The following is a 24364-nucleotide window of genomic DNA, read 5'->3' as shown; positions in this document are numbered from 1 at the left end:
GGCGTTATCCTTCGCTGAGGGGGTGCGTGCCGACGATGCTGATGCCGTAGGCGTCGAGCCCGAGATAGCGGGTCTTGGGGCTGTCGGTGACGAGGATCAGTTCGTGCAGGCCCATCGTCGACATGATCTGAGCGCCGAGGCCCGTCTGCTTGATTGTCCGGGGCGTGTCGTCCTCTTCCATTTCCGAGGCGAGCGAGGGCCGGGGCTGGCGGAACAGGAAGACCGCGCCGCGGCCTTCTCGGGCGATGATGTTCATGGCGCGGGGCAGTTTGCCGGTGGGGCCGTCGGATTTGGCGTCAAGGCCGATGCCGAGCACGTCCTCGAGCGCGTTGAGGGCGTGGGTGCGGGCCAGCACGGGCTTGCCGTCGGTGATGTCGCCCTTGGACAGCACCACGTGTTCGGTATCGGTGATCTGGTCGGCGAAGATGCGCATCTCCCACTCGCCGCCATGGGACGAGGTGACGGTCTCGCGCCGGACCTCGCGCACGAGGTTGTCGTGCTTGTGGCGATAGGCGATGAGGTCGGAGATGGTGCCGATCTTCATGCCGTGAGTCTTGGCGAAGTCCACCAGGTCGGGCAGGCGGGCCATGGTGCCGTCGTCCTTCATGATCTCGCAGATCACGCCGGAGGGGTTGAGACCGGCGAGGCGCGAGATGTCCACGGCGGCCTCGGTATGGCCGGCGCGCACGAGCACGCCGCCGTTGCGGGCGCGCAGCGGAAAGACGTGGCCCGGCGTGGCGATATGGGCCTGGGTGTTCTGTTCGTTGATCGCGGTCGAGATGGTCAGCGCGCGGTCGGCGGCCGAGATGCCGGTGCTGACGCCCTCGCGGGCCTCGATGCTGACGGTGAAGGCGGTCTCATGGCGTGACGAGTTGTTCACGGCCATCATGGGCAAGCCAAGGCGGTCGATGCGCTCGGATGTCATGGGCAAGCAGATGAGACCCTTGCCGTGGGTGGCCATGAAGTTGATCACCTCTGGCGTGGCGAATTCGGCGGGGATCACCAGGTCGCCCTCGTTTTCTCGGTCTTCGTGGTCGACGAGGATGAATATGCGGCCGGCCCGCGCCTCGGCGATGATTTCCTCGGTGGGAGAGATCGCGGAGCGCAGTTCGGCCTCGACGGGACCGGGTTTTTCGAAAGCTTGGGTTTCGGACATCTGGCGCCTCTGGGGTTACAGGCCCGCCAGATAGCGCAGGGGTTTGCGGAAGGCCAGAGGGGATGTCGGGTTAAGGCCCCCGGCTGACGGGTTCGGAGGTGTCCGTCGGACGACATGTCGCGGCGGAACGGCACCGATCAGCCGGTGGCGCGGGTGCTTTTCCTTGAGGAGCGGGAACGTTGTGCTACACTTATGTGCAACGCGCAAAGGAGTCGTCCAATGCCCAAGCTCATCCGCATGTATATCATGAACGTCGCCATCGGCTTTGGCCTTGCGGCGGTCTTCGTGGGGATGCTCTTGTGGTTCGATATCGCCAACCTGTGGCACCTGGTCAGCCATTCCGACAAGGGCTGGCTGGCGGTCCTGCTGCTGTGGGTGTCGAACGGGATCGTCTTTGCGGGCGTGCAGTTCGGCATCGCGGTGATGCGGATGAAGGACGATGACGACGATGACGGCCCCGGTGGCGGGCTGCGCCAGCACGTGATGCGGCGGGACCATGCGACCATCCCGGTGCGGGTGGATCAGGGCGAGCGTCCGTTCTGGAGCAAGCGGTAGGCTTTTTCGAATTGAATTTGTGAGACACGCTGTTCGGATTGCGTCGGGGTTGCGCAAGCGTCGCGCGCGTGGGTTTTCACCCACCCTACGGTCATCCACGTCATCCTCGGGCTTGACCCGAGGATCTCTGGCGTCGGGCCATCCGGGATAAGGGTATGATTCCAAGCCACGGCGCGGCGCACTGTGCGGAAGGTGTGACGGGCCCGCACGCAACCGTTTGGTTCTCTCATTCCCGAGGACCTGTATATACAGGTGGGCGCCGGGTAACCGGACCAGGGCCCGGACAGAGCCAGCTCCCTCGGAATTGCTTAAGGCCACCGGAATGCAACCGTTCACGAGAAGGGCAGCACCCGTCACCCCATTGAGGTAAGGCGTCGGAGGCGGTGCGGCAAGGGGCTATTCCGCGGCATCCGAAATAAATCCGTAGTCCCGCAACTGCTCGGGGAGCAGGACGTAGATCTCGTCGGGCGGTGTGGCGAGCGCGTGGGTCATGACCATCGGATCGATGCCCATCTCGTCGAGATAGCTCATGACTTCGCCCTGGCCCGCCTGGATATCCTCGACCGCGAAGGAAGCGGGGAGGATCGTGCTTTCGCCGAAATAGTGCTGGTGGACGCCGACCTGGGCGGCTTCGTCGATCTCGCGCGTGGCGCCGCCGGCGAGCATGTAGGGGCAGGCGGAGAAGCAGTATTCGCCCGCAAGCATTCGGGTCGTCAGGCCGGTGTCGCGGAAGTGGCGGCCCAGGGCCAGCGCCTCGGACACGGTGCCGCCGGGGGATTGCAGGATGAGGGTCTCGGGGGCGGGTTCGCTTTCGTCGAGCCGCTTGATGATGCGGGCTGCGTCGCCCTCGGCAATGCCGCCCTCGAGCCGGTAGGTAGTGCCGTCTTCCTGCGTCAGCACAAGGCGCTCGGGCAGCTCGCCGGGATCGCGGGCGGGGCGCGTGGCGGGGCGGTCGCGGTCGGGGCGGAAGAGGCGGCGCTGGTCGCCGGGGCGCACGGGTTCGGTCAGGCGGGGGGCGTCGGGGGCCATGCCCGGCAGACGCAGGCCCGAGACGCTGACATCGCCCAGTACCAGCAGGGCGCCGATGCCGATCTGGAAGATCAGCGCGCCGGTGAGGATGCGTGCGACGGGGGGGCCGTGCTTGCTCTTGGTTTTTTCGTCCCGGTCGGCGTCGCTCATGGCGTGGTTCCGGTGATGCGCTTGACCTTGTGGCCATCCTCCCGCGTGTCCTCCTGCCCGGGTTTGCGCGGGGCGGGCGTGTCCTCGATCTCGTGGGCCACGGCGATGGCGGCGCGCAGTTCGGCGACGGTCATGGTGTCCTCGATATCGGTGCCGTCGCGCATCGAGCGGATCATGCCGTGGGTGATCGACAGGATCAGCACGAGGACGGCGGGCAGAAGGTCGATGGCGATGGCCCCGGCCCAGGAAGGGACGAAGTTGCGGGCATAGAGGATGACCGCGTCGGCCGACGAGACGGGCGTGTAGGTGACCTCTGGTGCGGGTTCGAGTGCTGCGACCTCCTGTGCGGCGCGTTCCAGCGTGGCGGCGCGCTGGCCCAGGACCTCGAGCACCGAGGTGATGGTGGCGGCCTGGTCGCCGCGCCCGGCCTCGGTGCGGCTGTCGAGTTCGGGCAGCACGACGGAGGCCGAAAGATCCTGCGCGGCGCGCTCCACGAGGGGGGCGACGGTCAGCTGGCGCATCTGGGTGATAAGGCCCTGCAGGCGCACGGCGGCCTCGGAAAACTCGACCGAGCGGGCCTCGACGGGCCCCGGTTCGACGGTAAGGGAGCGCATCCGGCTGAGGATGGTGTTGCCTTCGGCGAAGGCGGTGTCGACGAGCGGGGTCTGTTCGGCGATCTGTGCCTCGAGCGCGGCAAGTTCGGCGGATTTCTGGCGCAGGACGCGGAAGACGGCGCCGCGGCCGGCAAGGCCGGAGAGATTGCCGGTGGCCTCCTGTTCGCTGAGATCCTCGAAGGATTGGCGCACGCGGGCGACGTCGCGGCCCAGGGCCTGGCCGGAGAGGGCGATCTCGTGCGCGCGTTCGAGGCTTTGCTGGTAGTCCTGCACGGTTTCCGCGAGGTGTTGTTCGACCGCCGCCGACCCGGCCAGCGCGGCGGCGTTGAGCCAGCTGGACATGGCGATGATGGCGACCGAGCCGAGGCCCATCGCGCCCAGGAGGCCCACGCGGGCGCGGGCTGTGGTGACGGCGGGGAAGAGGCGCAGAAGATAGGACCAGAACACGAAGATGCCCACTGAGACGGCGACGGAATAGGCGAGTGCGGCGAAGGTGGACATGACGCCGGTGTCGTCCAGCAGGGACGACACGCCGAGATAGGTGTAGATGCCCGAGGCCACGGCCAGCACGCCGAGGGCGGTGCCGGAGAACGTCTCCAGCCAGTCGATATGGCCTTCGAGATCGCGCGCATAGCGGGCGCCGCGGGTGCGGGCGGAGTCTGTGACGGGATCGGGCATGGCGGACCTTTTGCAACGACAGGAAGGGGCGCGACCGTGCCAGACCCCGGAACATCAGTATGAAATGGTTAACAAATAGCACAAGACAAGGCTGCGTGATGTGCATTTCCCGTGCAGGGGGTTGCCAATGTTCACGTATTGTTCATAAATTGGCCAGATGCAGGACTTTGCAACGGATATTCCCGCGATGCAGCCCGGCCAGCTTTTGGCGCGCGGGGTGTGCCGGCATTTGCTGGGGTATGATTTCGCCACTGTCGAGGAATTCTCGCCTGAGCGGGGCAAGCGCGTGGACGTGATGGCGCTGGGGCCGAAGGGCGAGATCTGGGTTGTGGAGTGCAAGTCGAGCCGGGCCGATTTCACTTCGGACCTGAAATGGGACGGATATCTTGAGTGGTGCGATCGGTATTTCTGGGCGGTGGACGAGGCGTTTCCGACGGACCTGTTGCCCGAGGGCACGGGGTTGATCATCGCGGATGCCTATGATGCGCAGATCATCCGGATGGCACCGGAACACAAGCTGGCGGGCGCGCGGCGCACGGCATTGACACGGCGGTTTGCGCGGCAGGCGGCGCTGCGGTTGCAGGGGGCGCGGGATCCGGGGCTGTAGGACGGCGTTTTCTGCGCAGAAAACGGGATAGAAAATGCGTATTTTCTATTCCAAAATTTGCGTAAATTTTGGGTGCGGGCGGCTAGCGTTTCGTCTCGGCGGCCTTGGCAGCGGCGAGGATTTCCTCGGCGATCTCGCGGGCCTCGTCGGGCTCGAAATCCATGGGGATCTCGGTGGCGCCTGCCATGATGAACAGGCGTACCATGCCCTGGTCGGTGGGACCGATCTGCAGATTCGCCTCGATGTCGCGTTCGTCGTTGATGCCCACGGCCGCCTCCTGGATAATTGGAATGGCCTACCGCCTTGGCCGCGTGAAGGCAAGCGGGTTGGAATGGGCGGGGAAGTGTCAAAGAGGCTTGCAATCGCGGGCCGGGAAAGTTAAATCCGTGCCGCGTGCCGCCTTAGCTCAGTTGGTTAGAGCGCCTGATTGTGGATCAGGAGGTCCCCCGTTCGAGCCGGGGAGGTGGTACCATCCCCCTTTCTTGCAGATCGAACCCGTTGCGCGGCTAGTCGGTGGTGACGTCGATGGTCTGGCGCAACTCGCCCGTGGTTTCGTCGAAGATCAGGATCGTGTCGGCGTCGGTGACTATCGCGTACCAGCCATCGGCGCGGGTGAAGGCGGTGGGCGTGGTGCCGTCGGGCAGGGTGATCTCTTCGGGCAGTGCCGGGCCGGACGCGCCGGAGAACTTGGTGACAAAGAGTGCGACGATCACTAGAAACCCGAGAATCATCACGCCCGTCAGGACGGTCACGAGGGTGCGCAGGTAGCGCACCATCTTGGGGTCGACCGACGGCGGCTGAGGAGTGTCGTTCATGGGCGCTGCCCCCTTTGAGTCCAGTGTCACCGTGCGGATCGGGGCCGATCCGCCGCCGCGCCTTGATAAGGCGCTTGCGCGCGATGTGCCAGAGGAAGCGTCGCTGTCGCGCACGCGGCTGGCGCGGCTGATCGCCGAGGGCGCGGTGCGCGTGGGTGGTGCGGTGGTCGACGATCCCAAGGCGAAAGTGGTCGAGGGGGACATCATCGAAATCACCGTGCCTGTCGCCGCCGAGGTGGACGTGGTGGCGCAGGAGATCGCGCTGGACGTGGTGTTCGAGGATGACGACCTGATCGTGATCGACAAACCTGCCGGCATGGTGGTGCATCCCGCACCCGGCAGCCCGGACGGGACGCTGGTGAACGCGCTCTTGCATCATTTCGGCGGCGCCCTGTCGGGCGTGGGCGGAGAGAAGCGCCCCGGCATCGTCCACCGGATCGACAAGGAGACCAGCGGTCTGTTGGTGGTGGCGAAGTCGGACCGGGCGCATCACGGGCTGGCCGCGCAGTTCGAGGCGCATAGCGTCGAGCGCAAGTACCTGGCCGTCGTGCACGGGGTGCCGGATGCCGCAGATCCGCGGCTGCGCGGCGTGCGTGGGGCCAGTTTCGAGGCGGGCAACATCCTGAAACTGACGACGCAGCTGGCGCGGCACAAGACCGATCGGCAACGGCAGGCGGTATTGTTCGAGGGCGGGCGGCACGCGGTGACGCGGGCGCGCGTTGTCACCCCGTTCGGGGTGCCGCCGCAGGTGGCGCTGATCGAGTGCTGGCTGGAGACGGGGCGCACGCATCAGATCCGGGTGCATATGGCGCATGCGGGGCATGGCCTGATCGGCGACCCCGTTTATGGAGGGCGGCGCAAGCTGAATGCGAAGGCGTTGTCGCCGGGCGCGCTGGACGCCGCGCAAAGTTTCCCACGGCAGGCGTTGCATGCGGCGCTGCTGGGGTTCGAGCATCCGGGTACGGGGGAGATGCTGCGCTTTGAGGCGGCGCTGCCGGAGGACATGGCAAACCTGCTGCAGGAACTGGGCGCGCCGGCCTGACGTTAATATGACAGCACAGCACGTGTGCGTGAGCAAACGTCACATCACTGGAAAACCGGTCTGGTTTGATTCATAAATAATTAAACCATTCGGTTCACCTGTCTTGAATCCGGGCTGATGGCTGCCCATATGGATGTTAAGACAATAAACATTGGAGGGTCACAGGGTTGAGCAATTATGCAAATCTTCCTGCGCCGTCGCCCGAAGCCGGGCTGAACCGCTATTTGCAGGAAATCCGGAAATTCCCGCTGTTGGAGCCGGAAGAGGAATACATGCTGGCCAAGCGCTGGGTCGAGGAACAGGACACCGAGGCCGCGCACCAGATGGTCACCAGCCACCTGCGCCTGGCGGCGAAGATCGCCATGGGCTATCGCGGCTACGGCCTGCCGCAGGCCGAGGTCATTTCCGAGGCCAATGTGGGCCTGATGCAGGCGGTCAAGCGGTTCGACCCCGAGAAGGGCTTCCGCCTGGCGACTTATGCGATGTGGTGGATCCGGGCGAGCATCCAGGAATACATCCTGCGCAGCTGGTCCATGGTCAAGCTGGGCACGACGAGCGCGCAGAAGAAGCTGTTCTTCAACCTGCGCAAGGCCAAGGCCCGCATCGGCGCGCTGGAAGAGGGTGACCTGCATCCCGACAAGGTGAAGCAGATCGCGACCGACCTTGGCGTGACCGAGGACGAGGTGATCAGCATGAACCGCCGGATGTCCGGGGGCGACGCGTCGCTGAACGCCACGGTGGGTGCCGAGGGTGAAGGCACGATGCAGTGGCAGGACTGGCTGGAGGACGAGGATGCCGACCAGGCGGGCGACTACGAGAAGCGCGACGAGTTGGAGGCGCGGCGCGAGCTGCTGGCCGAGGCGATGGACGTGCTGAACGACCGCGAGAAGGATATCCTGACCCAGCGCCGGCTGAGCGAAAAGGCGGTGACGCTGGAGGATCTGAGCGGCCAGTACGACGTGAGCCGGGAACGGATCCGGCAGATCGAGGTGCGTGCCTTTGAAAAGCTGCAGAAGCGCATGCGGTCGCTGGCCGCGGAGAAGGGCATGATGGCGACCGCCTGATCCCGGGCAGCGCACGCAACTCACGCGACGGCACCGAAAATTGGCCCCTTCCGCATTGCGGGAGGGGCCTTATTGTTGCCAGGTGAGTCGGAACCGAAGGAGGCGTCCGTTGCGCGCGCTGTCTGTTTTATGCCTGTTCGTGATGGCGTCCTGCGCGCCGCGTCCCGCGGCGCATTATGCGCCGAGCGTGCCCGAGGCGCATCTGCAGACGCTTTATGTCGCGACGCAGAAGGCGCTGGACCGTACCGGGCAGACCTTTGGCGCGAAGCGCTCGGGCGAGGTGCGATATTTCCGAGCCGATATCTCGATCCCCCCGACACATAAGGCCGGTCACGTCCAGTGGCCCGACGGGCCGCCGGATGCGGCGACCGATTTCGTCGTGGCGGCGACGGATGTCTATCCGTCCGCCGCGGCATTCCTTGGCGACGTGAAGGGGGCGCGGCCGGGGCGCGAGACGCAGGTCTTCGTGCATGGCTACAACACGACGCTGTCCGACAGTCTTTACCGGCTGGCGCAGATGCGCGAGGATTTCGAGGTGGCGGCACCGTCGGTGCTGTTCGCCTGGGCCTCGGCCGGGGATCCGCGAGGCTATGTCTATGACCGCGACAGCGTGCTTTATGCCCGCGATGACCTGGAGGATCTGCTGAACGCCTTGACCAGCGGGCCGCGGGACCGGGTGACGCTGCTGGCGCATTCCATGGGGGCGCAGCTGGTGATGGAGGTGATGCGGCAGGCGGCGCTGAAAGGCGACCGGCATCTTCTGGACCGGATCAGCGGCGTGGTGCTGATGTCGCCCGACATCGACCCCGATGTGTTTCGCCGGCAGGCCGAGGCGATCGGCGAGCTGCCGCAGCCGTTCCTGATATTCGTCACGCAACAGGACAGGGCGCTGAGCCTTGCCAGCCTGATCACCGGGCGCAAGAAGCGGCTTGGGGTGATCGACGGGCCGGAGGCGGTGGCGGGGCTGCCGGTGAAGGTGATCGACTTTACCGCGCTGGCGGATGGCGAGGGGCTGGACCACGCGGTGGCGATCACCTCGCCCTCGGCCATTTCGGTGCTGAACGGGATGCTGGAGCAGGCGTCACTGGGGCGGGATGCGTTCGAGGATTACATGGTGCTGGAGGCGCAACCGTGACATGGCCCCGCGGCATCCTATATATGCCGTTCAGGAGGAATTTTGACATGGCCGGTGGATGGGCGCGCGACGGCGCGGTTTCCGAACAGATCGAAGCCTCGATCGAGGACGAATTGGCGCGGATGAAGGCCGCGAAACGCCCGGTGGGCGAGAGCCTGACTCATTGCGCCGAATGCGAGGAGGAGATCCCGCAGGCGCGGCGCGAGGCGTTGCCGGGCGTGAAGCTGTGCATCGATTGCAGCCAGGAGCGTGACGGCGCGCAGCACGCGCGGGGCGGGATCAACCGGCGGGGCTCGAAAGACAGCCAGCTGAAATAGGCGGCTGTCGCGGGGGGCTCTGCCCCCCACGGCGAAACTGCGTTTCGCCGCTCCCCCCGGGATATTTTTGGCCAGAGGAAGAGATGGGCTCAGCACCTGGGCGCACGGCCGGTGAGGCGGCGCCAGACCGGGACCACGTCGAGCGAGGCCACGGCAATGCCCAGCGGGATCATCCAGAAGCCCAGCACCGGCAGGAAGCCAAAGATCCCGCCGATGATGAGCAGAATGCCAAGCACCAGCCGCAGCCCCGGGGGCACGCGCGACCGGATGCGCACGAGGGCGCGTCTGAGCCGGGTGCGCAGGCTGTGGGGGCCGCGTGGGCGGGGCAGGGTTCAGTCCTCCATCGCCTCCAGTTCGTCGATGAAGCCGGAGATCATGCTGAGGCCCTTGTCCCAGAAGGCCGGATCCGAGGCGTCGAGGCCGAAGGGGGCCAGAAGTTCCTTGTGGTGCATCGAGCCGCCTGCCTTGAGCATGTCGAAATACTTGTCCTGGAAGCCTGCGGGATTTTCCTCGTAGACGGCATAGAGCGCGTTCACCAGCCCGTCGCCGAAGGCGTAGGCGTAGACGTAGAAGGGCGAGTGGACGAAGTGGGGGATGTAGGCCCAGAAGGTCTCGTAGCCGTCCATGAAGTCGAAGGCGGGGCCGAGGGATTCGCCCTGCACGGACATCCAGAGGGCGCCGATGTCCTCGGCGGTCAGCTCGCCGCCGCGGCGGGCGTCGTGCAGCTTGCATTCGAAATCGTAGAAGGCGATCTGGCGGACAACGGTGTTGATCATGTCCTCGACCTTGCCGGCCAGCAGCACCTTGCGCTCGGCATTGTCCTTGGCGGCATCCAGCAGTTTGCGGAAGGTAAGCATCTCGCCGAAGACGGATGCGGTTTCGGCAAGGGTGAGGGGGGTGGACGACAGAAGCTCGCCCTGTTCGGCGGCCAACACCTGGTGCACGCCGTGGCCGAGTTCATGCGCCAGCGTCATGACGTCGCGCGGTTTGCCGAGGTAGTTCAACATGACGTAGGGGTGCACGTCGGTCACGGTGGGGTGGGCGAAGGCGCCGGGGGCCTTGCCGGGTTTGACGGCGGCGTCGATCCAGCCCTTGTCAAAGAACGGCTCGGCCAGGTCGCCCATGCGCGGGTCGAAATCGGAATAGGCGTCCATGACCATGCCGCGGGCGGCCGGCCAGTCGATCTTGCGCGGCGCCTCCATCGGCAAGGGGGCGTTGCGGTCCCAGACCTGCATCCGGTCGAGGCCGAGCCACTTGCGTTTCAATTCGTAGTAGCGGTGACTGAGCTTGGGATAGGCGTCGACCACGGCGTTGCGCAGGGCTTCGACCACCTCGGCCTCGACATCGTTGGAAAGGTGCCGCCCGGTCTGGGGTGTGGGCATACCGCGCCAGCGGTCGATGACCTCTTTTTCCTTGGCGGTGGTGTTGTGGACACGGGCGAAAGTGCGGATGTTGGCCTGGAAGGTGCGGGCAAGCTCGCGGGCGGCGGATTCGCGTTTGTCGCGGTCCTGTTCGGTGAGCAGGTTGAGGGTGGATTCGATGCCCAGGTCCTCGCCGTCGACGTCGAAGGTGAGGCCGGCGATGGTCTCGTCGAAGAGGCGTTCCCAGGCGTCGCCGACGACGCCGAGGTCGTGCAGGAATTTTTCGAGCTCGTCGGAGAGCTGGTAGGGCTTCATCGCCTGGATGCGGCGGATGACGGGCGCGTAGCGGGCCAGATCGGCGTTTTCGGCATACATCTCGGTGAGCGTGTCGGCGTCGAGCCGGTTGAGTTCGAGCGTGAAGAAGACCAGAGGCGTGGTGTAATTGGTGATCTTTTCCTGGCAGTCGGAGAGGAACTTGGCCCGCTCGCCATCGGTGGTCTGCTGGTAATAACGAAGCCCGGCGAAGGACATGATGCGGCCGGCGACCGACGAGATTTTCTCGTTCCGCTGGATGCATTCCAACAGACCGGCGGCGTCGAGATCGGCCAGCTTGCCTTCGTAATCGCGGGCGAAGTCGGCGCAGGCCTGTTCCAGCCAGTCGAGATCGCGCTTGAGTTCCGGCGCGTCGGGCGCGGTGTAGAGATCGTCGAGGTTCCATTCCGGCAGATCGCCCAGGTTGTCGGAGCCGGAGGCGGCGTTGACGTCGAAGGCGGGTTTGGGAAGCTGGAACATGCGGATCTCCTGAAATGCGTGGCTGGCCAAGACATAGGGGGCGAGGCGGGCAGGCTCAAGCGGTGGATTGGACGCGGGGCCGATTGACAAGGGCCGCGGCGCGCCTCAGACGGTGTCGGGACCCGCAAGGGCACGGTGCAGGAGCAGGGCATTGGGCGAGAACGGCGCGGTCACACGGTGGTTCAGCCAATAGCGGCGGGTGGTGGTCAGGGTGTCGTCGCCAACCGGGACCAACTGGCCGCTGCTGACGAGGGTGTCGAGCATAGGCAGGCTGGCCAGGGCGATGCCATCGCCGGTCAGGGCGCGGCCGATGCTATGGCCATAGCTGCGGCAGGTCTCGACGGGGCGCGCGGAGAGGGGAGAGCCGGGCTTGCGGTCGTGCCAAATACGCCAGTTGATCCAGTCGGGTGCGAGACGGGGATAGTCCAGCAGGGGCAGATCGGGCCGGTCGGAAAAGGTGGCGGCGATGGCGGGCGTGGCGGCGGGGGTGATCGTTTCGTTGAAAAGGGGTGTGCCGGTCCAGCCGGGCGGCGGTGCGTCGCCGTAGTGGATGGCGAGGTCGAGCGTGTCGGCGGTGAGGGCACTGGGGTCGTCGGCGGTGAGCACGCTGACATTGCAGGCATCCGGGCTGGTGGCGAAGGCCTGGAGGCGCGGGTAGAGCCAGAACATCGAGACCGCGCCGTTGGCGGCGATCTGGAGGGTGCGGGTGTCGGTGACACGGGCCGTATCGAGGGATGCCGTCAGGTAGTCGAGCGCGAGGCGCACGGGCTCTTCCAGGCGGCGGGCGGTGTCGGTGGGCACCGCGTGGCGCGCGCCGCGGTCGAAAAGCGGCGTGCCGAGCCAGTCTTCGAGTTGGCGGATGCGTTTGCTGACGGCGGCCTGGGAGACCATGAGCTCGGGCGCGGCGGCGGAGAAGCCGCCGCGTTTCATCACGGTGGTGAAGAAGATGAGAGTTTCCAGCGGGGGAAGGTCTCGGCGGTCCTGATTCATTCCTCCAGGTTATCCATGAGCGTGAGAATTTCCAGCGTTTTCGAGGTGCGCTTGGTCGGATATGGAATGACAAAACGTGACCCCGAGGAGGATGACATGGCGGAACTGGACTGGCACGCGGAACGCGCGGACCTTGCGGAGCTGGCTCTGCTGGACCGAGCGCCGGAGGATGAGGGGATCGACCTTGTGGCGGTGCGCGGCTACCGGCTGGGCCGGGTGCGGGCGGAGATGCGCAAGCGGGATATCGCGGCGGTTCTTTTGTCCGATCCGGTCAACATCCGCTATGCCACGGGGGCGCGAAACATGCAGGTGTTCAGCCAGCGGAACGCGCCGTCGCGGTACCTGCTGCTGACTGAAAGCCGCTCGATCCTGTTCGAGTTCACCGGCTGCGCGCATCTGGCCGACGGGCTGGAGACGATCGACGAGGTGCGCGCCGCGCGCACGGCGAGTTTCGTGGCGGCGGGGCCGGATATTGCCAGGCGGGAACGGGCCTGGGCCGCCGAGATGGCGGACCTGGTGACCTCGCTGGTGGGCAAGGGGGCGACGCTGGGGATCGAGCGGCTGAATGCCGGGAGTGCCATTGCGCTGCGCGATGCGGGGCTGAGGATCGTGGATGCGCAGGAACCAGTCGAAATGGCGCGGGCAATCAAGTCGGCGGAAGAGATGAAATGCGTCAATGCCTCGCTGCGGGCGACCGAGATCGGCGTGTCCAAGCTGCGCGCGGCGATCCGGCCGGGGATGACCGAGGCGGAATTGTGGTCGGTGCTGCACCAGTCGATCATCGCGCAGAACGGGGATTACGTGGAGACCCGCCTGCTGAATGCCGGGGAGCGGACGAACCCGTGGTTCCAGGAGACGAGCGAGAACGTGATTGGGGTGAATGAACTGATTGCGCTGGATACGGACGTGGTGGGGTGCCACGGCTATTATTCGGATTTCTCGCGCACCTTCCATTCGGGGCCTGGCAAGCCGAACGCCACACAGCGCGAGCTGTACAAGGTGGCGTATGAGCAGGTGCATCACAACATGGGCATCCTGCGGCCCGGCATGACGTTCCGCGACTATGCCGACGCGGCCTGGGACATCCCGGAAGAGTATTACGCCAACCGCTATTACCTGTCGGCGCATGGCTGCGGAATGACGGGGGAGTATCCGTACCTCTATCACCACGGGGATTTCCCGGATGCGGGCTATGACGGCGTGATCGCGCCCGGCATGACGCTGTGCGTGGAGAGCTATATCGGTGCCGAGGGCGGCACGGAGGGCGTGAAACTGGAGCAGCAGGTGCTGATCACCGAGACGGGCGTGGAGCTGCTTTCGCGCTTTCCGTTCGAGGATGATTTGTTGCGGTGAGCGGGTAGATTATTCGTACGAATAATCTTGGGGGAGAAAATTCGTACGAATTTTCTTTAGCCGTAGTGGGTTAGCATGTCGCGGAGGTCTTCGATCGTGTTGGCCTCCTGCACCGGTTTGTCGTGGCGCCAGCGTTTCATGCGGGGGAAGCGCAGCGAGACGCCGGATTTGTGGCGGGTGGATTCCATGATGCCCTCGAAGGCGATCTCGAAAACGTGCTCTGCCTTCACCTGCCGAACGGGGCCGAAGCGTTGCAGGGTGTTCTTGCGCACCCAGGCGGTGATCTTGCGAAATTCGGTGTCGGTGAGGCCGGAATAGGCCTTGGTGAAGGGCACGAGGTCGTTGCCGTCGCGCACGGCGAAGGTGAAATCGGTGAAGAGATTGGCGCGCCGGCCGCTGCCCTGCTGGGCATAGATCATCACGGCGTCGATGGTCAGGGGGGCGAGCTTCCACTTCCACCAGTCGCCTTTCTTGCGGCCGGAATGGTAGGGGGAGTCCTTGCGCTTGAGCATGAGGCCCTCGGCGCGCGCGTCTCTTGCGGTCGCGCGGGTTTCGCGGAGGTCGTCCCAGGTGGTGAATGGGATCAGGGGGGACTGGCGGATGGGCGCTTCGGGCGAAAGGTCTTGCAGAAGGGCTTCGAGCCGAGCGCGACGCTGGGCGAACGGCGTTTCACGCAGGTCTTCGCCATCCTGCTCCAGAAGGTCGTAGGCGTAGAGGATGACCGGCGCGTCCTTGAGCAGTTTCTTCGGCACGGTCTTGCGCCCGATGCGTTTTTGCAGGGCGTTGAAGGACATCGGGCCGGTGCCGTCCCAGGCCAGGATCTCGCCGTCGAGCACGGTGCCGGGCGGCAGGTAGTCGCGGGCGCGGGCCAGTTCGGGAAAGCGGTCGGTCATCAGCTCCTCGCCGCGCGACCAGGTGAAATGCTCGCCCCCGCGCAGGATCAGCTGGCCGCGGATGCCGTCCCATTTCCATTCGGCCAGCCAGTCCGCGGGGTCGCCCAGCGACTCGGGTTCCTCGTCGTCGAGGCCATAGGCCAGGCAGAAGGGATAGGGGCGCGAGAGGTCGGCGCTGGCGTCATGCGCCTCGATCAGCGCGTGCCAGGAGGTGTTGTCGGGCGTCCAGTCGCCCATCAGGCGGTGGGCCAGTTCGGCCTCGTCGCGCCCGGTCGCCTGCGCCAGCGCGCGGGTCATCAGCTTGCGCGAGATGCCGATGCGGAAACCGCCCGTGAGCAGCTTGTTGAACACCAGCCGTTCATGGGGCTGCATCTGGTCCCAGGCATCGAGAATGGCCGCCTTGCGGGCCTCTTCGGTCTCGACGTCGAGGGCGCGGAGGCGGGCGATCCAGGTGGCGAGGCTGTCGTCATGGTCGCGGGCGGGAGGCGGCAGGACGAGGGCGATGGTTTCCGACAGGTCTCCGACGATGGGGTAGCTTTCCTCGAAGAGCCAGAGCGGGATGCCGGCGCGTTCGGCGGCCCATTCGCGCAGTTTCGTCGTGGTGATGGCGCGGCGGGGGCGGCGGCCGGAAAAGAGCGCGACGGTCCAGAGCTTGTCGGCGTCGGGCGCGGTGGCGAAATACTCGGCCAGCGCGGCGACCTTGGTGTTCGTCTTGGTGGTCTGGTCGAGCGTGGTGAAAAGAGCGGTGAAGCGTTTCACGGGCGCACCTCTTCGAGGATGCCTGTGACGTTTTCGACCGGGATGAAGCCGAGGCCCCCAACGGCTTGCGGCACGCGGCTGTCGATGGAGTTGTCCCGATTGTCGCCGAGCACGAAGAGATGGCCGGCCGGCACGGTGAAGACCTGTGTGTCGTCAAGGCGGCCCGGGCCGATGTCGAGAATGTAATGGGCCGTACCGCCCAGCGTTTCGGTGCGCATCTCTTTGAGGCAGTCCGCACCGTCCGCCACCGGGGCGTTGGAACACCGCGGACGGGCGCCGTCCGGGCCTTGCGGTATGTTCGGTTCGGTGAAGGGACCGGACTCCTCAGTTGGAACGGGCGCGCCATTGATGAAGAGACGGCCCGAACGCATTTGGACAGTCTGGCCTGCGGTGGCGACGATGCGCTTGAAAAAGGCCTTGCCGGTGACCGGGTGCCGAAAAGTGATTACGGCGCCCGGGACAAGGTCTGCGGGTGTGACATCGGTTCGGCTGATGAAGCACTGGCCGGGCAGGATAGTGGGCTTCATGGAGCCGGCGGGCGCCCAGTAGCTGTCAAAGGGGCCTGTGAGGCATTTGAGGCAGACGCAGACAGGCTGGGCGGCGGCAGGAACGGCCAGCAGAATGAGCAGGGCAGCAAGTCGGATCATGCCGCTGAGTCTCCTGCCTGATCGTCATCGGCTGAGTCGAGGGACTCGCCGGTAAACTCTGTGGGGACAACTTGGGCGTTCCAGCCTTCCTCATTCAGGTATCGCGCGAAGATATCGGTGTAACCATGTGTGGCATATATGTTTTCCGCGCCGGTCGCCTTGATGGCAGAGATCAGACCGGGCCAGTCGGCATGGTCCGACATGACGAAGCCGCGATCCACGGCACGGCGGCGGCGCACTCCGCGCAGGCGCATCCAACCAGAGGCGAAGCCGGTGGAGGCCGGGCGGAAGCGGCGGGCCCATGTGCTGCCCAGGGCGGAGGGTGGCGCGAGCACGAGCGCGCCGGGATGGTCCTCGGCCTTGAGGTCGGGCGTGACGTGAAGCGTGTCGGGCAGGGCGAGGCCCTGGTCGCGCAGGACGGCGTTGGTGTTTTCCACCGCACCGTGGGTCAGGATGGGGCCGATGGCGGGATCGAGCAGCGACAGGACGCGCTGCGCCTTGCCCAGCGAGTAGGCGCCGAGCAGGGAAAACGTGCCGGCGGCGGCGTTGGCGGCCCACCAGTCGTTGATTTGACGCGCCGAATCTTCTTCGGGCGTCCAGGTAAAGACCGGCAGGCCGAAGGTGCATTCGGTGATGAAGCTGTGGCAGCGCACCGGCTCGAACGGCTCGGACAGGCGGTCGGCCTCGGTCTTGTAGTCGCCGGAGACGACCCAGACCTCGCCTTCGACCTCGACCCGGATCTGGGCGGAGCCGGGAACGTGGCCTGCGGGGTGGAACGAGACGCGTGCATCGCCGATCCGGCGTGTCTCGCCATAGTCGACCGTGTCGAGGGTGATCTCGCCCAGGCGGTGGCGCATGACGGGCGCCGCGGCGGCGGTGGAGAGATAGCGGGCGTGGCCGGGCCGGGCGTGGTCGGCATGGCCGTGGGTGATCAGCGCCCGGTCCACGGGGCGCCACGGGTCGATGAAGAAATCGCCGGCGGGGCAGTAGATGCCCTGAGGTTTGAATTGCAGAACCATGCGAGGGAGGTAGCGTAGCTGCAGGCTGGGGCCAGAGGATGAACGCTTGCCGTCACGTGGAGTCGCGGTATGGTCGCGCAAAAGCGACAGGGAAAGAATGCCATGCGGTTTGTCAGATACGGAGAGCCGGGGCGGGAAAAGCCGGGGATGCTGGACGCCGAAGGGCGGGTGCGCGACCTGAGCGGCGTGGTGGCGGATATTTCGGGTGCCGTGCTGGGGGGCTTGCCGAAACTGGACCCGGAAAAGCTGCCGCTGGTGGAGGGCACGCCGCGGCTGGGGCCGCCGGTTGCCGGGATTGGCAAGCTGATCGGGATCGGGCTGAATTACAGCGACCACGCCGCGGAGATCGGGATCGAGCCGCCCGCAGAGCCGGTTGTTTTCATGAAGGCCACGTCAAGCATCGTCGGTCCGGATGACGACGTGGTCCTGCCGCGCGGGTCGACCCATGCGGATTGGGAGGTGGAGCTTGGCGTGGTGATCGGGCGCGAGGCGAAATATGTGACCGAGGCCGAGGCGCTGGATCATGTGGCGGGTTACACCATCGTCAACGACGTCTCGGAGCGGCATTTCCAGATCGAGTGCAGCGGGCAATGGACCAAGGGCAAGAGCTGCGACACGTTCGGGCCGGTCGGGCCTTGGCTGGTGACGCCGGAGGCAGTGGGCAACATACAAAGTCTTGATATGTCGGCGGATGTGAGTGGCGAGCGGATGCAAACCGGCAACACGTCGACCATGATCTTTACCGTCGCGCAGATCATCGCGCATCTGAGCGAGGTCATGCGGCTGGAGCCCGGGGACATCATTGCCACCGGCACGCCGCCGGGGGTGGGCATGGGGCGGGACCCCAAGCGCTATCTCAAGCCTGGCGACGTGATGGAGTTGCAGATTCAGGGGCTTGGGCGTCAGCGCCAGACGGTGCGCGCCGATCCCTGACGCTTGCGTAGAAGTCAATCAGCTTGCCGATCAGGGCGTCGCGGATTCCGGGCGCTTCCTGAAGCACCTCGTGCCGCGCGCCCTGGGCGATTTCCAGTTCGCCGCCGGGCCAGCGTGACATGCGATCATGCACGCGGGAGACGTCGACGATATCCTCCTCGGACCCCAGAAGGCACAGGCAGGGCAGGTCGGGCGACGGGCGGCGCCACATGCGGCGTGTGCCCATCAGCGATTCGTAGAGCCAGCGCAGGGACGGGCCGCCGATGGTCAGTTCCGGGTGCGCGGTGACCTGGGCGATCATGTGCTGATAGCTTTCGACGTCGGTGGTCAGGCGGTTTGTCTCGAACGGTTCGGCCAGCACGTAGCTTTGCGGCGAGGTGCCGGGGGCGTAGACGTGATCGAACCCCACGCTGCGGCTGCTCCAGCCCAGCGACCAGGCGACGGGGCGGAGCGCGGCGGAGATGCGGATGCCCCACATCGGCGCCGAGAAGGACGCGCCCGCCACCGGCAGGCCGTCCATCACCGACTTGAGCGCGATGCCGCCGCCCATGGAATGGCCCAGAACGAACCACGGTTTGGGCAGGTCCAACTGCCGCGCGGCGTCGACCATGGCTGTGACGTCGTGCTGGTAATCGTCGAAATGCAGGACATGGCCCGACATCTTGTCTTCGATCAGACGGTCGGCCAGGCCCTGGCCGCGCCAGTCGATCACGAGTGTGGTCAGACCCGCGGCGGCGAATTGCCGGACGGTGCGGCCATATTTCTCGATATACTCGGTGCGACCGGGAAAGAGCAGGAGCGTGCCTGCACTTTCGCCGGCGTCCTGCTGCGGGCGCCAGAGTCCCAGGCGGATGCGCACCCCGTCGGCGGTGTCGCACCAGAAGGCGCGGCCACCGTCGGGGCCATCGGCAATATCGGCAAAGAAGGGCGCGTCCGTCAGCATGGGTGTTACGACAGGACCGAGCCGAGTTTCATCGCAGTGCCCATGTCGCCGTCGACGGCCAGTTTGCCGGACATGAAGGCGGCCGTGGGGTCGAGTTCGCCATCGAGGATGGATTGGAACGTGTCGGCGTCGGCGGTCATGGTGACGTCGGTTTCGTCATTGCCTTCGCGCACGCCCGACTCGTCGATCACGATGGAGCCCTCGTTCTCGATCACGAACTTTGCGCTGCCGTCGAAGCTGCCGTTCATCTTGGCGGACAGGGCCTCGACCGCGGATTTGGTTACGTCGCTCATGTCAGTTCCTCCAGATTTGATCGACCGGGGGCTTTGATTCCCGGCCATGCGCGCTAAACTGGGAGTGTTATGGGCGTTATGAACCGACTTTCCAAACATATCGTGGCGGCATTTGTGCTGTTAGTCACGTTTTCCTTACCCGCGGCGGCGCAGGATTCGGCGCTGGATTCGCTGTTCGAGCAGTTGAAGACTGCAGAGCCGAGGGAGGCCAGCCGGATTTCCAAGGAAATCGAACTGGCCTGGACGCGGTCGGGTTCGGCCACGGCGGACCTGCTGCTGAAACGCGGACGCGATGCGCTGGAGGCCGGCGATACCCGCGCAGCGATCGAACATCTCACCGCGCTCACGGATCATGCGCCGGATTTCGCCGAAGGATATCACCTGCGCGCGATGGCCTATGCAGATGCCGACATGTTCGGCCCCGCGCTGGCCGATATCGAGAGGGTGCTGGCGCTGAACCCGCGGCATTACAATGCCATCGCCAGCCTTGGCGGCATTCTTTATCACGTCGAGAGCTACGCGAAGGCCAAGCAGGCATTCGACCTTGTGCTGACCCTTCATCCGCATCATCAGGAGGTGGAGGAAATCCTGCCGATGGTCGAGCGTGAAATCGGCGGGCGGGACCTGTAAGCGCAAGAAGACAAGAGGCAAGTCCCATGGGCGAGCAGTCGAGGATCCTGGCGGTCCTGGGCCCGACGAATACCGGGAAGACCCATTTCGCGATCGAGCGGATGCTGGGCTATCGCACCGGCGTGATCGGCCTGCCGCTGCGCCTGCTGGCGCGGGAGGTTTATGACAAGATCGTCGCGGTGCGCGGCCCGTCGGTGGTGGCGCTGGTCACCGGCGAGGAACGGATCGTGCCGCCGCGGACGCAATACTGGGTCTGCACGGTCGAGGCGATGCCGGAAGGGATGGGCGCGGATTTCGTCGCGGTGGACGAGATCCAGCTGTGTGCCGACCCCGAGCGGGGGCATGTGTTCACCGACCGCCTATTGCGGATACGGGGCCAGAAGGAGACGCAGTTCCTGGGCGCGCACACCATGCGCGGGGCGATTGCGGCGCTGGTGCCGGGGGCGGAGTTCGTCGGCCGCGAGCGGATGAGCCAATTGACCTACACAGGTTCGAAAAAGATAAGCAAGATGCCCGCGCGCTCGGCCATCGTGGGGTTTTCGGTTGAGAATGTGTATGCCTTTGCCGAACTTCTGCGCCGCCAGAAGGGCGGTGCGGCGGTCGTGATGGGGGCCTTGAGCCCCCGGACGCGCAATGCGCAGGTCGACCTATACCAAAATGGCGACGTGGATTACCTGGTGGCCACCGATGCCATCGGCATGGGGTTGAACCTGGACATAAATCACGTTGCGTTCTCGTCCCTGACGAAGTTCGACGGGCGGCGGATGCGCAACCTTGCGCCCAACGAGCTGGGCCAGATCGCCGGGCGCGCGGGGCGCGGCATGACCAGCGGCACGTTCGGGGTGACGGGCGAGGCGCCCGAGCTGCCCGACGACATGGCGCAGGCGATCATGGACCATCGCTTTACCCCCATCCGCAAGCTGGAATGGCGCAACGCGTCGCTGCAGTTCGGGACGGTTGGCGCGCTGATCGCGTCGCTGGAACAAAAGCCCGAGAACGACTGGCTGGTGCGCGCCCGCGAGGCGGATGACCTTGTCGTGCTGCGCACGCTGGCCGAGGATGCCGAGATCGCGGCACGGGCCAGCGACGGCGCTTCGGTGCGGCTGCTGTGGGATGTGTGCCGGGTTCCGGACTTTCGCGGGATCAGCCATGCGGAACATGCGGGGCTGCTGGAGCGTATATTCAGTGACCTGCACGAACATGGCCGGGTTGGCGAGGAGTGGCTGGCCGGGCATGTGGCGCGGATCGACCGGACGGAAGGGGATATCGACACGCTCTCCAAGCGTTTGGCATATATCCGCACATGGACCTATGTTGCCCAGCGAAAGGGCTGGGTCGGGGACGAAAACCATTGGCGCGAAACGACCCGCGCTGTAGAAGACCGCCTGTCGGATGCGTTGCATGACGCGCTGACGCAAAGATTTGTGGACCGGCGCACCAGCGTGCTGATGCGGCGGCTCAAGCAGAAGGACGCCATCGTGGCCGAAGTGAATGACAAGGGTGAAGTGACCGTCGAGGGCGAATTCGTCGGACGGTTGGAAGGGTTCCGGTTCCGCCAGGACAAGACGGCGGGTGGACAGGAGGCCAAGGCGGTGGCGCAGGCGAGCCTGCAAGCCCTTGCGCCGCATTTCCACCTGCGGGCGGACAAGTTCTATAACGCGCCCGATACCGAGATCGATTTCACCGAGCAGGGCGGCCTGATGTGGGGCGAAAGCGCCGTCGGCAAGCTGGTGGCCGGTGCCGATCCGCTGAAACCGCAGGTCGAGGCCTTTGTCGACGACACCGCCGGACCCGAGGTGATGCAAAAGGTGCAGCGCCGGTTGCAGCATTTCATCGACCGCAAGGTGGCGACCCTGTTCGAGCCGCTGTTGAACATCCAGCGGGACGAGGAACTGAGCGGGCTGGCGCGGGGCTTCGGCTTTCAGCTGGTCGAGAATTTCGGGATCATCCCGCGCGGCGAGGTGGCCGACGAGGTCAAGGCGCTGGACCAGGATGCCCGCGGGCAGTTGCGCAAGCATGGTGTGCGCTTCGGACAGTTCACGATTTTCATGCCGCTTCTGCTGAAGCCGGCGCCGACGCGCCTGCGGCTTGTGCTGTGGTCGCTGAAGATGGGGCTGCAGGAATTCCCCGAGGCCCCGCCGCCGGGCTTGGTGACGGTTCCGGCCGGAAGCTCTGCGCCGCGCGGGTTTCACTCGATGTCGGGGTACCGCGCCGCCGGCGAGCGGGCGATCCGGATCGACATGCTGGAGCGGCTGGCGGATATGTTGCGGTCCGAGGACAGCCGCGGCGGGTTCGAGGCCAACGCTGATATGCTGTCGATCACCGGCATGACGCTGGAACAGTTCGCCGACCTGATGCAGGGCCTTGGCTACAAGGCCGAGCAGGGCGAGCGCGAGAAGGTCAAGCCGGTGGATGCGGCGCTGGACGACGCGCCGGAGCCGTCGGAGACGGGCGCGCCGGACGAGGTTACGACCGCCGAGGAGGCGGTGGAAAAGATCGCCGAAGACGGTCTTGCGCCCGTCACCGAGGTGCCGCCCGAGGAACCGGAGGTCGCGCCGGACATTCCCGAGATGTCCGAGACCGAGGTGCCGGTCGGTGACGTGCCGGATGCGGCCAAGGACGAGACCGAGATGGAGGTCTTCTACACGTTCACTTGGGCCGGGCGCGCGGCGAAGGCCCGCGGCGAGGGGCGTGGCAAGCCGCAGGGTGGCAAGCCGAGGCCCAAGGGCGGCAAGCCCAAAGGCAAGGGCAAGCCGCGCCGCGAGGAGGGCGCCAAGAGCTTCTCCTCGAAGCCTGCCAAGAAAGACAAGATCGACCCTGACAACCCCTTTGCCGCCGCCCTGATGGGGCTGAAGGACAAGTCGTGACATGAGTGACGCGGGCCAGCCGAAGATACGGCTGGACAAGTGGCTTTGGCACGCGCGGTTTTTCAAGACCCGCAGCCTCGCCACGAAGCTGGTCACTGGCGGTCATGTGCGGGTCAATTCGCAAAGGGTGTCGAAAGCATCTTCTTCGGTGAAGCCGGGCGACGTGCTGACGTTTCCGAAGGAACGAGATATCCGGGTGATCCGCATCGTCGCGGTTGGCGAAAGGCGGGGGCCTGCACCGGAAGCGCAGGCGCTGTACGACGATCTGGATCCGCCGAAGCCGCGTGACTGGCAGGCGAAGCCGCAAAACCCGCGTTATGAAGGCAAGGGGCGGCCCACCAAGAAGGATCGCCGCAAGATGGATCAGGAAACGCGATAGTGCGCCGCGGAAGGGCGTCTGGCGCTTGAATGATCCGCCGGACTGGATTAGGTCAGCGCGAGGAGATCACGACCGGGGCGAAAGATGACCTATATCGTCAATGACAATTGCATCGCGTGCAAATACACCGACTGCGTGGAGGTGTGCCCCGTGGATTGTTTCTACGAGGGGGAGAACATGCTTGTGATCCACCCCGACGAATGCATCGACTGCGGCGTCTGCGAGCCCGAGTGCCCCGCCGACGCGATCCGTCCCGACACCGAGCCGGACATGGAGAAATGGGTCGAGTTCAACCGGAAATACTCCGAGATGTGGCCGGTCATCGTCACCAAGAAGGACCCGCTGCCCGAAGCGGACGAACGTGACGGCGAAGACGGCAAGCTGGAGAAGTACTTCTCGGAAGCGCCGGGCGAAGGCGGCTGACGCGAGGGGCTGCGGGCGCAAACCGATTCGTTTGATCAAACGATCGATGGCTCAGGTTTTGGGACAAGAACGCGCGGTAACCACCTGACGCCGCAGGTATAATCAGCCTGACCTGCTGAGTCCGCTTTCAGTGGCCCCTTTTTTGTGATACACTACCGTTACAAATGTAGACACCGCCCATATATTATCCATCTGCCCGCGCTGACGCATGGGAGGTGGATTTCTTTGTGCTTGACGCCACGCCCCGATGGCCCGCTGCCGAGGGGATGCTCCGCCAAGTTTGAACTGGGAAGCTTGTGAGGAAAACCTGAATGAGCAAATCGAAGAAGTCCGAGTTTCGCCCTGACGATTACGTCGTATACCCTGCGCACGGCGTCGGCCAGATCATGTCGATCGAGAAGCAGGATATCGCCGGGATCGAACTGGAACTGTTCGTGATTTCCTTTGAGAAGGACAAGATGACTCTGCGGGTTCCGACCCATAAGGCGACCGAAATCGGCATGCGCAGCCTGTCGAGCCCGGATGTGGTATCGAAGGCGATGACCACGCTGAAAGGCAAGGCCAAGGTGAAGAAGGCGATGTGGTCGCGCCGGGCGCAGGAATACGAGCAAAAGATCAACTCGGGTGACCTGATCGCGATTGCCGAGGTGGTGCGCGACCTGCACCGCACTGACGACCAGCGCGAGCAGAGCTATTCCGAGCGCCAGCTGTATGAGGCGGCGCTGGAGCGTCTGACCCGCGAAGTGGCTGCCGTGAGCGGTGGCGACGAGGTGCAGGCGGCCAAGGAAGTCGACGAGGTATTGATCTCGCGCGCGGCGTGATGCGAGCCGACATCTGAAACGGAAGGGCCGTGCCGGTGGGCGCGGCTTTTCCTTTTCGTGTCTTGCGCCGAGAGATCCCGGATCAGGTCCGGGATGACG

26 protein-coding genes and 1 tRNA gene are annotated in these 24364 nt (G+C 65.4%); 14 read left to right on the top strand and 13 right to left on the bottom strand.

The genetic code is table 11. The features are described 5' to 3' along the window. Window positions 1–4 precede the first annotated feature (4 nt). The gene (gene ribB / locus FIU85_RS04970; protein WP_152491802.1) at window positions 5–1156 is read right to left on the bottom strand and encodes a 3,4-dihydroxy-2-butanone-4-phosphate synthase; all 1152 of its coding nucleotides are present in this window, start codon (window positions 1154–1156) and stop codon (window positions 5–7) included. Window positions 1157–1375: 219 nt separating this feature from the next. Between ribB and FIU85_RS04965 the strand changes: the two genes are divergently transcribed. Then, window positions 1376–1711: a hypothetical protein gene (locus tag FIU85_RS04965; protein ID WP_152496070.1), complete on the top strand. Its 336-nt coding sequence runs from the start codon at window positions 1376–1378 to the stop codon at window positions 1709–1711. A gap of 396 nt (window positions 1712–2107) precedes the next feature. Here FIU85_RS04965 and FIU85_RS04960 read toward each other — a convergent pair whose 3' ends face one another. Then, window positions 2108–2890, bottom strand: a complete 783-nt coding sequence (locus FIU85_RS04960) for a hypothetical protein (protein ID WP_152496069.1) — start codon at window positions 2888–2890, stop codon at window positions 2108–2110. Continuing rightward, a complete protein-coding gene (locus tag FIU85_RS04955; protein WP_152496068.1) occupies window positions 2887–4182 on the bottom strand; it encodes a hypothetical protein in 1296 nt (431 codons plus the stop codon). Before FIU85_RS04955 ends, FIU85_RS04960 begins: the two co-directional genes overlap by 4 nt. Window positions 4183–4339: 157 nt before the next feature. On the opposite strand from FIU85_RS04955, the gene FIU85_RS04950 reads away from it, so the two are divergent. Further along, the gene (locus tag FIU85_RS04950; protein ID WP_254703007.1) at window positions 4340–4789 is read left to right on the top strand and encodes an MmcB family DNA repair protein; all 450 of its coding nucleotides are present in this window, start codon (window positions 4340–4342) and stop codon (window positions 4787–4789) included. Window positions 4790–4871: 82 nt separating this feature from the next. Here FIU85_RS04950 and FIU85_RS04945 read toward each other — a convergent pair whose 3' ends face one another. After that, window positions 4872–5057 (bottom strand): DUF6324 family protein, encoded by a 186-nt coding sequence (locus tag FIU85_RS04945; protein ID WP_172978797.1) that lies wholly within the window; start codon window positions 5055–5057, stop codon window positions 4872–4874. 127 nt (window positions 5058–5184) lie between these two features. Between FIU85_RS04945 and FIU85_RS04940 the strand changes: the two genes are divergently transcribed. Next, window positions 5185–5261, top strand: a tRNA-His gene (locus tag FIU85_RS04940). Window positions 5262–5295: 34 nt separating this feature from the next. Here FIU85_RS04940 and FIU85_RS04935 read toward each other — a convergent pair. Continuing rightward, window positions 5296–5604 (bottom strand): DUF6476 family protein, encoded by a 309-nt coding sequence (locus tag FIU85_RS04935; RefSeq protein WP_152496066.1) that lies wholly within the window; start codon window positions 5602–5604, stop codon window positions 5296–5298. On the opposite strand from FIU85_RS04935, the gene FIU85_RS04930 reads away from it, so the two are divergent. From FIU85_RS04930 to FIU85_RS04915, 4 genes are all read left to right on the top strand, one after another. Beyond that, entirely contained in the window at window positions 5603–6646 is a 1044-nt protein-coding gene (locus FIU85_RS04930; protein ID WP_152496065.1) for an RluA family pseudouridine synthase, read from the top strand. The genes FIU85_RS04935 and FIU85_RS04930 overlap by 2 nt on opposite strands. Window positions 6647–6813: 167 nt before the next feature. Beyond that, on the top strand, window positions 6814–7710 hold the full coding sequence (gene rpoH / locus FIU85_RS04925; protein WP_152491809.1) for an RNA polymerase sigma factor RpoH: 897 nt from the start codon (window positions 6814–6816) through the stop codon (window positions 7708–7710). Window positions 7711–7819: 109 nt separating this feature from the next. Further along, window positions 7820–8845: an alpha/beta hydrolase gene (locus FIU85_RS04920; protein ID WP_254701806.1), complete on the top strand. Its 1026-nt coding sequence runs from the start codon at window positions 7820–7822 to the stop codon at window positions 8843–8845. Window positions 8846–8892: 47 nt separating this feature from the next. Beyond that, window positions 8893–9162 (top strand): DksA/TraR family C4-type zinc finger protein, encoded by a 270-nt coding sequence (locus FIU85_RS04915; protein WP_152496064.1) that lies wholly within the window; start codon window positions 8893–8895, stop codon window positions 9160–9162. A gap of 89 nt (window positions 9163–9251) precedes the next feature. Here the strand turns inward: FIU85_RS04915 and FIU85_RS04910 are convergent, their stop codons facing one another. The 3 genes from FIU85_RS04910 to FIU85_RS04900 all read right to left on the bottom strand — a co-directional run bounded on the left by FIU85_RS04910 (window position 9252) and on the right by FIU85_RS04900 (window position 12305). After that, window positions 9252–9437, bottom strand: a complete 186-nt coding sequence (locus FIU85_RS04910; RefSeq protein ID WP_254703006.1) for a hypothetical protein — start codon at window positions 9435–9437, stop codon at window positions 9252–9254. Between the two features lie 57 nt (window positions 9438–9494). Then, on the bottom strand, window positions 9495–11315 hold the full coding sequence (locus tag FIU85_RS04905; protein WP_152496062.1) for a M3 family oligoendopeptidase: 1821 nt from the start codon (window positions 11313–11315) through the stop codon (window positions 9495–9497). Window positions 11316–11420: 105 nt separating this feature from the next. Continuing rightward, on the bottom strand, window positions 11421–12305 hold the full coding sequence (locus tag FIU85_RS04900) for a LysR family transcriptional regulator (RefSeq protein WP_152496061.1): 885 nt from the start codon (window positions 12303–12305) through the stop codon (window positions 11421–11423). A 66-nt stretch (window positions 12306–12371) separates the two neighbouring features. Between FIU85_RS04900 and FIU85_RS04895 the strand changes: the two genes are divergently transcribed. After that, window positions 12372–13658 (top strand): Xaa-Pro peptidase family protein, encoded by a 1287-nt coding sequence (locus FIU85_RS04895; protein WP_216647054.1) that lies wholly within the window; start codon window positions 12372–12374, stop codon window positions 13656–13658. 56 nt (window positions 13659–13714) lie between these two features. Here the strand turns inward: FIU85_RS04895 and FIU85_RS04890 are convergent, their stop codons facing one another. The 3 genes from FIU85_RS04890 to FIU85_RS04880 are packed head-to-tail and all read right to left on the bottom strand — an operon-like array spanning window position 13715 to window position 16976. Next, window positions 13715–15310, bottom strand: a complete 1596-nt coding sequence (locus FIU85_RS04890; protein WP_152496060.1) for an ATP-dependent DNA ligase — start codon at window positions 15308–15310, stop codon at window positions 13715–13717. Next, a complete protein-coding gene (gene lepB / locus FIU85_RS04885) occupies window positions 15307–15957 on the bottom strand; it encodes a signal peptidase I (protein ID WP_152496059.1) in 651 nt (216 codons plus the stop codon). Before lepB ends, FIU85_RS04890 begins: the two co-directional genes overlap by 4 nt. Then, the gene (locus FIU85_RS04880; RefSeq protein ID WP_152496058.1) at window positions 15954–16976 is read right to left on the bottom strand and encodes a ligase-associated DNA damage response exonuclease; all 1023 of its coding nucleotides are present in this window, start codon (window positions 16974–16976) and stop codon (window positions 15954–15956) included. Before FIU85_RS04880 ends, lepB begins: the two co-directional genes overlap by 4 nt. Before the next feature lie 102 nt (window positions 16977–17078). Here FIU85_RS04880 and FIU85_RS04875 point away from each other — a divergent pair, with 102 nt between their 5' ends. Beyond that, window positions 17079–17909 (top strand): fumarylacetoacetate hydrolase family protein, encoded by an 831-nt coding sequence (locus FIU85_RS04875; RefSeq protein ID WP_152496057.1) that lies wholly within the window; start codon window positions 17079–17081, stop codon window positions 17907–17909. Here FIU85_RS04875 and FIU85_RS04870 read toward each other — a convergent pair. Next, window positions 17833–18852, bottom strand: a complete 1020-nt coding sequence (locus FIU85_RS04870; protein WP_368372978.1) for an alpha/beta fold hydrolase — start codon at window positions 18850–18852, stop codon at window positions 17833–17835. The two genes, FIU85_RS04875 and FIU85_RS04870, sit on opposite strands and share 77 nt — an antisense overlap. Before the next feature lie 5 nt (window positions 18853–18857). Beyond that, window positions 18858–19145 carry an SCP2 sterol-binding domain-containing protein gene (locus tag FIU85_RS04865; protein WP_152496056.1) on the bottom strand — a complete coding sequence of 96 codons (288 nt, stop codon included), beginning with the start codon at window positions 19143–19145 and terminating at the stop codon, window positions 18858–18860. Window positions 19146–19223: 78 nt separating this feature from the next. Between FIU85_RS04865 and FIU85_RS04860 the strand changes: the two genes are divergently transcribed. The 5 genes from FIU85_RS04860 to FIU85_RS04840 all read left to right on the top strand — a co-directional run bounded on the left by FIU85_RS04860 (window position 19224) and on the right by FIU85_RS04840 (window position 24265). Beyond that, window positions 19224–19775: a tetratricopeptide repeat protein gene (locus tag FIU85_RS04860; RefSeq protein ID WP_254703005.1), complete on the top strand. Its 552-nt coding sequence runs from the start codon at window positions 19224–19226 to the stop codon at window positions 19773–19775. A 26-nt stretch (window positions 19776–19801) separates the two neighbouring features. Next, a complete protein-coding gene (locus FIU85_RS04855; protein ID WP_152496055.1) occupies window positions 19802–22642 on the top strand; it encodes a helicase-related protein in 2841 nt (946 codons plus the stop codon). Between the two features lies 1 nt (window position 22643). Next, complete coding sequence (locus FIU85_RS04850; RefSeq protein WP_152496054.1) at window positions 22644–23021, top strand: RNA-binding S4 domain-containing protein; 378 nt, start codon at window positions 22644–22646, stop codon at window positions 23019–23021. Window positions 23022–23105: 84 nt separating this feature from the next. Then, window positions 23106–23444 (top strand): ferredoxin FdxA, encoded by a 339-nt coding sequence (fdxA, locus tag FIU85_RS04845; RefSeq protein WP_152491821.1) that lies wholly within the window; start codon window positions 23106–23108, stop codon window positions 23442–23444. Between the two features lie 311 nt (window positions 23445–23755). Continuing rightward, window positions 23756–24265 carry a CarD family transcriptional regulator gene (locus tag FIU85_RS04840; protein ID WP_103762416.1) on the top strand — a complete coding sequence of 170 codons (510 nt, stop codon included), beginning with the start codon at window positions 23756–23758 and terminating at the stop codon, window positions 24263–24265. Window positions 24266–24364 lie beyond the last annotated feature (99 nt).

The sequence above is a fragment of the Roseovarius sp. THAF8 genome (genome assembly GCF_009363735.1).
In the GTDB taxonomy this organism is placed as follows: domain Bacteria; phylum Pseudomonadota; class Alphaproteobacteria; order Rhodobacterales; family Rhodobacteraceae; genus Roseovarius.
The sequence above is the reverse complement of the archived record's forward strand: the minus strand, read 5'-3'. Positions and strand labels throughout refer to the sequence as shown.

What these genes read in the sequence shown, in the direction of transcription:
- ribB (WP_152491802.1), bottom strand. Translation starts at nt 1,156, where the DNA reads ATGTCCGAAACCCAAGCTTTCGAAAAACCCGGTCCCGTCGAGGCCGAA.
- FIU85_RS04965 (WP_152496070.1), top strand. Translation starts at nt 1,376, where the DNA reads ATGCCCAAGCTCATCCGCATGTATATCATGAACGTCGCCATCGGCTTT.
- FIU85_RS04960 (WP_152496069.1), bottom strand. Translation starts at nt 2,890, where the DNA reads ATGAGCGACGCCGACCGGGACGAAAAAACCAAGAGCAAGCACGGCCCC.
- FIU85_RS04955 (WP_152496068.1), bottom strand. Translation starts at nt 4,182, where the DNA reads ATGCCCGATCCCGTCACAGACTCCGCCCGCACCCGCGGCGCCCGCTAT.
- FIU85_RS04950 (WP_254703007.1), top strand. Translation starts at nt 4,340, where the DNA reads ATGCAGGACTTTGCAACGGATATTCCCGCGATGCAGCCCGGCCAGCTT.
- FIU85_RS04930 (WP_152496065.1), top strand. Translation starts at nt 5,603, where the DNA reads ATGGGCGCTGCCCCCTTTGAGTCCAGTGTCACCGTGCGGATCGGGGCC.
- FIU85_RS04935 (WP_152496066.1), bottom strand. Translation starts at nt 5,604, where the DNA reads ATGAACGACACTCCTCAGCCGCCGTCGGTCGACCCCAAGATGGTGCGC.
- FIU85_RS04915 (WP_152496064.1), top strand. Translation starts at nt 8,893, where the DNA reads ATGGCCGGTGGATGGGCGCGCGACGGCGCGGTTTCCGAACAGATCGAA.
- FIU85_RS04905 (WP_152496062.1), bottom strand. Translation starts at nt 11,315, where the DNA reads ATGTTCCAGCTTCCCAAACCCGCCTTCGACGTCAACGCCGCCTCCGGC.
- FIU85_RS04900 (WP_152496061.1), bottom strand. Translation starts at nt 12,305, where the DNA reads ATGAATCAGGACCGCCGAGACCTTCCCCCGCTGGAAACTCTCATCTTC.
- FIU85_RS04895 (WP_216647054.1), top strand. Translation starts at nt 12,372, where the DNA reads ATGACAAAACGTGACCCCGAGGAGGATGACATGGCGGAACTGGACTGG.
- lepB (WP_152496059.1), bottom strand. Translation starts at nt 15,957, where the DNA reads ATGATCCGACTTGCTGCCCTGCTCATTCTGCTGGCCGTTCCTGCCGCC.
- FIU85_RS04880 (WP_152496058.1), bottom strand. Translation starts at nt 16,976, where the DNA reads ATGGTTCTGCAATTCAAACCTCAGGGCATCTACTGCCCCGCCGGCGAT.
- FIU85_RS04875 (WP_152496057.1), top strand. Translation starts at nt 17,079, where the DNA reads ATGCGGTTTGTCAGATACGGAGAGCCGGGGCGGGAAAAGCCGGGGATG.
- FIU85_RS04870 (WP_368372978.1), bottom strand. Translation starts at nt 18,852, where the DNA reads ATGCTGACGGACGCGCCCTTCTTTGCCGATATTGCCGATGGCCCCGAC.
- FIU85_RS04865 (WP_152496056.1), bottom strand. Translation starts at nt 19,145, where the DNA reads ATGAGCGACGTAACCAAATCCGCGGTCGAGGCCCTGTCCGCCAAGATG.
- FIU85_RS04860 (WP_254703005.1), top strand. Translation starts at nt 19,224, where the DNA reads ATGAACCGACTTTCCAAACATATCGTGGCGGCATTTGTGCTGTTAGTC.
- FIU85_RS04855 (WP_152496055.1), top strand. Translation starts at nt 19,802, where the DNA reads ATGGGCGAGCAGTCGAGGATCCTGGCGGTCCTGGGCCCGACGAATACC.
- FIU85_RS04850 (WP_152496054.1), top strand. Translation starts at nt 22,644, where the DNA reads ATGAGTGACGCGGGCCAGCCGAAGATACGGCTGGACAAGTGGCTTTGG.
- fdxA (WP_152491821.1), top strand. Translation starts at nt 23,106, where the DNA reads ATGACCTATATCGTCAATGACAATTGCATCGCGTGCAAATACACCGAC.
- FIU85_RS04840 (WP_103762416.1), top strand. Translation starts at nt 23,756, where the DNA reads ATGAGCAAATCGAAGAAGTCCGAGTTTCGCCCTGACGATTACGTCGTA.